The organism is Microcystis sp. M53598_WE2 (assembly GCF_030067735.1).
GTDB classification, from domain to species: Bacteria; Cyanobacteriota; Cyanobacteriia; order Cyanobacteriales; family Microcystaceae; genus Microcystis; species Microcystis aeruginosa.
Window position 1 is genome coordinate 1 of sequence record NZ_JASJFE010000753.1, and the last position, 5,889, is coordinate 5,889.

6 protein-coding genes are annotated in these 5,889 nt (G+C 44.4%); 4 read left to right on the forward strand and 2 right to left on the reverse strand.

What is annotated here, in order from left to right:
* Nucleotides 1-300: 300 nt before the first annotated feature.
* The gene (locus tag PX636_RS15435) at nt 301-1,842 is read right to left on the reverse strand and encodes a ferredoxin--nitrite reductase (RefSeq protein ID WP_288117735.1); all 1,542 of its coding nucleotides are present in this window, start codon (nt 1,840-1,842) and stop codon (nt 301-303) included.
* A 379-nt stretch (nt 1,843-2,221) separates the two neighbouring features.
* Here PX636_RS15435 and PX636_RS15440 point away from each other — a divergent pair, with 379 nt between their 5' ends.
* Nucleotides 2,222-2,860, forward strand: a complete 639-nt coding sequence (locus PX636_RS15440) for an LON peptidase substrate-binding domain-containing protein (protein WP_002739408.1) — start codon at nt 2,222-2,224, stop codon at nt 2,858-2,860.
* A 230-nt stretch (nt 2,861-3,090) separates the two neighbouring features.
* Nucleotides 3,091-3,693 (forward strand): Crp/Fnr family transcriptional regulator, encoded by a 603-nt coding sequence (locus tag PX636_RS15445; protein ID WP_002797848.1) that lies wholly within the window; start codon nt 3,091-3,093, stop codon nt 3,691-3,693.
* 1 nt (nt 3,694) lies between these two features.
* Here PX636_RS15445 and PX636_RS15450 read toward each other — a convergent pair whose 3' ends face one another.
* Entirely contained in the window at nt 3,695-4,612 is a 918-nt protein-coding gene (locus tag PX636_RS15450; protein WP_288117736.1) for an ROK family protein, read from the reverse strand.
* Nucleotides 4,613-4,920: 308 nt separating this feature from the next.
* On the opposite strand from PX636_RS15450, the gene PX636_RS15455 reads away from it, so the two are divergent.
* Together PX636_RS15455 and PX636_RS15460 are read left to right on the forward strand one after the other, a co-directional pair.
* Complete coding sequence (locus PX636_RS15455; RefSeq protein WP_502882891.1) at nt 4,921-5,409, forward strand: DUF29 domain-containing protein; 489 nt, start codon at nt 4,921-4,923, stop codon at nt 5,407-5,409.
* A 13-nt stretch (nt 5,410-5,422) separates the two neighbouring features.
* On the forward strand, nt 5,423-5,889 hold a 467-nt coding region (locus PX636_RS15460; protein WP_288117738.1), incomplete at its 3' end, for a DUF29 domain-containing protein.

Below are 5,889 nucleotides of genomic sequence, written 5' to 3' on the forward strand. Positions count from 1 at the left end.
CAGTACCCTAAAACTCTTACCTCGTCTATATTTCACATTTATTCAGCAAACCCTAAGTAACGATTCCCATCTGGTAGGAAAATATAGCGTTTCCTGTTCGCAAGAGGTACATTGTCGATGGTGAAAAGCTTAATCAGCAAAGGTTTGACTGTGCCACACAGGTGTGAGAAACGCTATATATAAGGATTTTCCTGCTCCTATCTGCCCCCTAATATAGCAAGAGGTTTGCCAATTTAAAGCAACAGAGATACAGAAAAAAAAGAGGGGATAAACCCCCCAGCGTATCGAGAAACTTGTTAATTAACCTTTCGGTGTCGCCCCAAATTGTTCGATGAGGATAGAAGTTAACAGCGATTTTAGATCTTCACAGGGAATCCCTTTTTGTACACAACTTCCCAGGTGAGCATCTTTACCCACTTTACCCCCCATGTAGAGGTCAACTCCCTCCACGGTTTTGCCGTCTTTGCGAGCTTTTGTCCCCATCAAACCGATATCGGCCACTTGGGGTTGTCCGCAGGAGTTAGGGCAACCAGTCCAATGGATCCGCACACCCCGGGGGATATTTAATTCGGCATCTAACTGACGAATCAAGTCCACAGCCTTATTTTTGGTTTCAATCAGGGCAAAATTGCAGAATTGCGCCCCCGTGCAGGAAACGAGCGCTCGTTGTAAAGGAGTGGGATTGGGGGTAAACTTAGCCAGTAAAGGCTCGGTTAAAAGAGTCGGCATATTTTCAGCCGCTATATTGGGAATAATCACGTTTTGTTCCACGGTTAAACGCAATTCTCCGCTGCCATACACTTCGGCAATCCGGGCTAAATCGAACATATCATCGGCAAATAGACGACCAACGGGAACACAAAGACCGATATAGCTCAATCCCTCCTGTTTTTGGGGAAAAACTCCTAAATGATCTCGTTTTTCCCAGTCAATAGCGTCTTTTTCGGCTGCCGTTGCCAAGGGATAACCTAACTGATTAGCCACCCGCGTGCGGAATTCCTCAATTCCCCACTCATCAATTAACCACATTAAACGGGATTTTTGACGATTGGCGCGCAATCCGTTATCGCGGTAAACTTCCAAAATTCCTCGGCATAAATCCACCACTTCCTGATTCGGTCTCACCCAAACATTCATGGGAATTGCCGCTTCACAGCGTTTAGCCGAGAAAAAGCCGCCCACCACGACATTAAAGCCTAATTCTCCCTCTTTATAGGCAGGAACAAAGGCAATATCGTTAATTTCCGCATGAACGGAATTATCCCGTCCCCCCTCGATGGCAATATTAAATTTGCGGGGCAGATTGCTAAATTGATAATTACCTTGACCGTAGTTGGTAATCATATCTTGGACTTTTTGGACTAATTCCCTGGTGTCAATTAATTCATCTGCGTCTAGTCCTGCCATGGGTGAACCGGTAATATTTCTGACATTATCCATGCCCGATTGTACCGAAGTCATGCCCACGGATTTTAGTCGTTGGAAAATATCAGGAATATCTTCGATACGAATACCGCGTAATTGTAGGTTTTGACGAGTAGTAATATCGGCATTGCCATCATCACCGTAACGCTGCACAATTTCCCCTAAAACCCGCATTTGCTCACTGCTGAGAATGCCGTTAGGAATCCGCAAACGCATCATGAATTTGCCCGGGGTGACGGGACGATAAAAAACTCCCACCCATTTTAAGCGATGTTCTAAATCGGTTTTATCCATCGCTTCCCAACCGATTTGGGCAAAATGCTCCAGTTCATCTTTAATGGCTAATCCGTCTTTTTCGGCTTTAAATTTCTCGAATTTATTGAGAGTTGTTCCATCTTTTTCAGGTGCTTGTACCACGAATCTATCTCCTTACTGGTCTGTGGGTGCAATTGTTCTAGTTGGTGCGGGTTAGAAATGAAGAAATCGGGATTTAACAATAAGTATTCTGTAAAATACTGTCGTCATTAGCAAAAATTTAGTAATTTACCTAGTCTCTATTTGTTATTTAATTCGTTTTAAGTTGGATAATTTTGTATTGTTTGTAACAGAAATCCGCTCACCATCGTGTTTAGGCATTTATATCATGCAGTAAGTGCATTAAGGTGGGGTGTGGGGAGAATAAATAAAGGCAATCTCCCGACCCCTCAATACTGGCTCGGAGTCTCTTGCCCTTGCCTAGCGGTTCAGGGGGTATTGTGTAAAAATAAGAAAAGATCGGTTTTTTTTTACTAAACCTATGGCCACTTCTTCCATTGCCGTTAGAGAATTACCTCTCTTTCCCCTTCCCGAAGTTGTTTTATTCCCGGGTCGTCCCCTGCCCCTGCACATCTTCGAGTTTCGCTATCGGATTATGATGAATACGATATTGGAAGAAGATCGCCGTTTTGGGGTCTTAATGGTAGATCCAGCCACGGGAGAAATCGCTAAAGTCGGCAGTTGTGCGGAAGTTGTCCGTTGTCAACGTCTTCCAGATGATCGGTTAAAAATTCTCACCATCGGTCAACAGCGTTTCCGTGTCCTAGAATATGTCCGGGAAAAACCCTATCGTGTCGGTTTAGTGGAGTGGATTGAAGATGTCCCCACCACCCAAGATCTGCGACCTCTGGCCAAAGAAGTGGATCGACTGCTGCGGGATGTGGTTCATCTATCAGCCAAATTAACCGCTCAAAAAATTGAACTCCCCGACGATTTGCCCAGTCTTCCCCTAGAATTATCCTACTGGGTGGCGGGTAATCTCTACGGTGTGGCCGGGGAACAACAGGCTTTATTGGAAATGCTCGATACAGTCAGTCGTCTGCAACGAGAATCGGAAATTCTCACCTCAACCCGCAATCATCTGGCCGCTCGCACGGCTCTTAAAGATGCTTTAAATTAATAATCTTGAGGTTTTTCAGCTTCGGGAGATGGCAGTGGCCGTCTTATTTCAGTGAACAGTAAACAGTAATCAGTGAACTGATAACTCACATCTGAAAACTGGTCACTAACCCACTGATGACTGACCCACTGATAACTGATAACTGTTAATCTGGGGATTACCTAATGTTTACCTTGATACAGTAAAGTGGGGTTAAAATTGCTATCCCCTCACCCAGGAGAACTTTGATCATGTTGCTGACCTATAATCCCAGCGTCTCACCCTTCCGAGAAGACTATAGCGAGAGTCGTCGGCTCCATTTTTATGATCGCGGGGAAAATATTCCTCTGGTGGTTGATGGAGTCTGGCAAGTTTATCGGGGTATGGCGCAACTAAGTCAAGTATCTGAGAGTGGAGAGGAAATTTTACTAGGCTGGGCCCATTCATCCCACTTTTTTGGCTTAAATTTGACCCATCTAGAATCCTATCACGCCAGAGCCTTGTCGGAACTGTACCTAAAATGGTACACGATCGCCGAAGTCGAAAATTCGGCGGAATTAACTAGGATGATGCTAAATCAAATGATCCGTCGTCAACAACAAACGGAATCGCTTCTTGCGATCGCAGGAATCAAACGAGTGGAGGAGCGTCTCCAGCAGTTACTACAGTTATTAAAGCGGGAAATGGGAGAACCAATCGCCCAAGGCAGTCGTTTAAAGATCCGTTTAACCCATCAAAATCTCGCCAATGCTATCGGTACCACGAGGGTAACGGTGACGCGTTTGTTAGGCGAATTTCAGCGTCAGGGAGCCGTGAGCAGCGATTGCGATCGCCACTTAATTATTCACGATTAAGTCAGTCCCCCCCCATAATAGACTCCTTGCGGAGATCCAATAATTGCCAAGCTAATTTAGCAGCCCCCACCATCCCGGCGCGATTACCCAACTCGGCCGTTAATACCTCTAATCTTTCTCTGGAACTAGGTAACACCCGTCTTTCGATTTCTGTGAGCAGAGAGGGAAAGAAAAACTTAGCACTGGCGCTAATGCCGCCGCCGATAATTACCGCCTCTGGGGTGAGAATATAGAGTAAACTAGCGATACCAGCCCCCAGTAAACAGCCGTAACGCTGCCAGAATTCTAAAGCCTCTCGATCGCCTTTTTCGGCCAATTCTGCCAATTGCTTCGGTTCTTTGCCGGTCATCCGGCGAATAGCTTGCCGGGAGACGTATTGTTCCAAGGAACCCCGATTACCGCTATTGCACAATGGACCGTCAAAATTAAGGGTTATTAAGCCTAATTCCGCGGCCGTTCCCTTGCTGCCGACAAATAAGTTACCATCGAGGATAATTGCCCCTCCTACTCCCGTCCCCAAGGTCAACAGGATCAAGTTTTGAAACCGTTTGCCCGCTCCTAACCAAGCTTCCCCCAAACCGGCACAATTGGCATCATTGGCTAAAATTGTCGGCATTCCCGTACTTTCTTCTAACCAATCGGCGAGGGGAATATCCCGCCATCCTGCCAAATTAATCGCTATTTTGGCAATTCTTCCCTGAGCATCCGCCGGCCCCGGCGTTCCCACACCGATGGCTTGACAACTTTTATCTAAATTTACTTGACAAATGCCTTGATGTATGGTATTGGCGACTTCTTTGGGTGTAGCGGGTTGGGGAGTGGGCAAGGTGAGAGATTCGAGACAATTGCCCTCTTGGTCAAATTTACCAATTTTAATCGCAGTTCCACCTAAATCGACACCTATTACTGTTTTCACCATCGGGCTTTTCTTGTTACTCTGGGAATAGCTAAGTAGGGAGGCATAATTATTTGTAGGATGGGTTAGCGGTAGCGTAACCCATGCGGGGGTTGGGTTTCATGCTTCAACCCAACCTACGTTCATCTTATATTTAATTCCACCCACCCACTTAGGTTTATTATCACTCTTTTTGGCGGTTTTTTCGCGGTTAGATGTGATTGAGGATAATTCGGCTAAACTGGCAAAACTAGCTGATTGATTAGCCCCAATTTCTCCTATAGTTTGGATACCTGCAGCTTAACTCCTGATTTTTCCCCATTTTAAAAATGATGAATATTACCATTTCAAATCTCTACGATAGCGATTATCAACTTTGGTTAGAGTCCACTATCAACCAATTGCGTCAAGGGGATTTTCAAGCGGTAGATTGGCAGAATTTATTAGAGGAGTTGGCAGATTTGGGTAAAAGTGAACGACGAGCATTAGAAAGTTTATTAACTCGACTTTTAGAACATTTACTGAAGTTAACTTACTGGCAATCCCAACGGGATTATAATCAAGCTGGATGGAAAAAAGAAATTCGCAATTTTCGTATTCAGATCAAAAAAATTCTCAAAGATAGTCCCAGTTTAAAGTCCTATTTAAGGGAAATTTTGCCGGAATGTTATCTCGATGCTCGCAATCTGCTTATTGACGAAACCGAATTAGATGCCAGTATTTTCCCCGTGGAAGTGTTAGCTAGTCTAGAGGAGATTCTCGCTGAAAATTGGCTGCCGGATTGGGAAGCTATCAGCAATGATTCTGAAAAGTGCAATTAAGGAGTAAAAAATCATGAATATTACTATCCCAAATCTCTACGATAGCGATTATCAACTTTGGTTAGAGTCCACTATCAACCAATTGCGTCAAGGGGATTTTCAAGCAGTAGATTGGCAGAATTTATTAGAGGAGTTGGCAGATTTGGGTAAAAATAATCGACGAGCATTAGAAAGTTTATTAACTCGACTTTTAGAACATTTACTGAAGTTAACTTACTGGCAATCCCAACGAGATTATAATCAAGCAGCATGGAAAGGGGAAATTAGAACCTTTCGGAAACAAATCAAGAAAATACTGAGAGATAGTCCCAGTCTCAAACCCTATTTATCCGAGATACTTGAGGAATGTTACAGCGATGCCCGGGAGATAATTATTGATATAACCGAATTAGATGCCAGTATTTTCCCCGTGGAAGTGTTAGCTAGTCTAGAGGAGATTCTCGCTGAAAATTGGCTGCCGGATTGGGAAGCTATCGGCAA

Coding starts and splice junctions, on each gene's coding strand:
- PX636_RS15450 (WP_288117736.1), bottom strand. CDS start 4,612: ATGGTGAAAACAGTAATAGGTGTCGATTTAGGTGGAACTGCGATTAAA.
- PX636_RS15455 (WP_502882891.1), top strand. CDS start 4,921: ATGAATATTACCATTTCAAATCTCTACGATAGCGATTATCAACTTTGG.
- PX636_RS15440 (WP_002739408.1), top strand. CDS start 2,222: ATGGCCACTTCTTCCATTGCCGTTAGAGAATTACCTCTCTTTCCCCTT.
- PX636_RS15445 (WP_002797848.1), top strand. CDS start 3,091: ATGTTGCTGACCTATAATCCCAGCGTCTCACCCTTCCGAGAAGACTAT.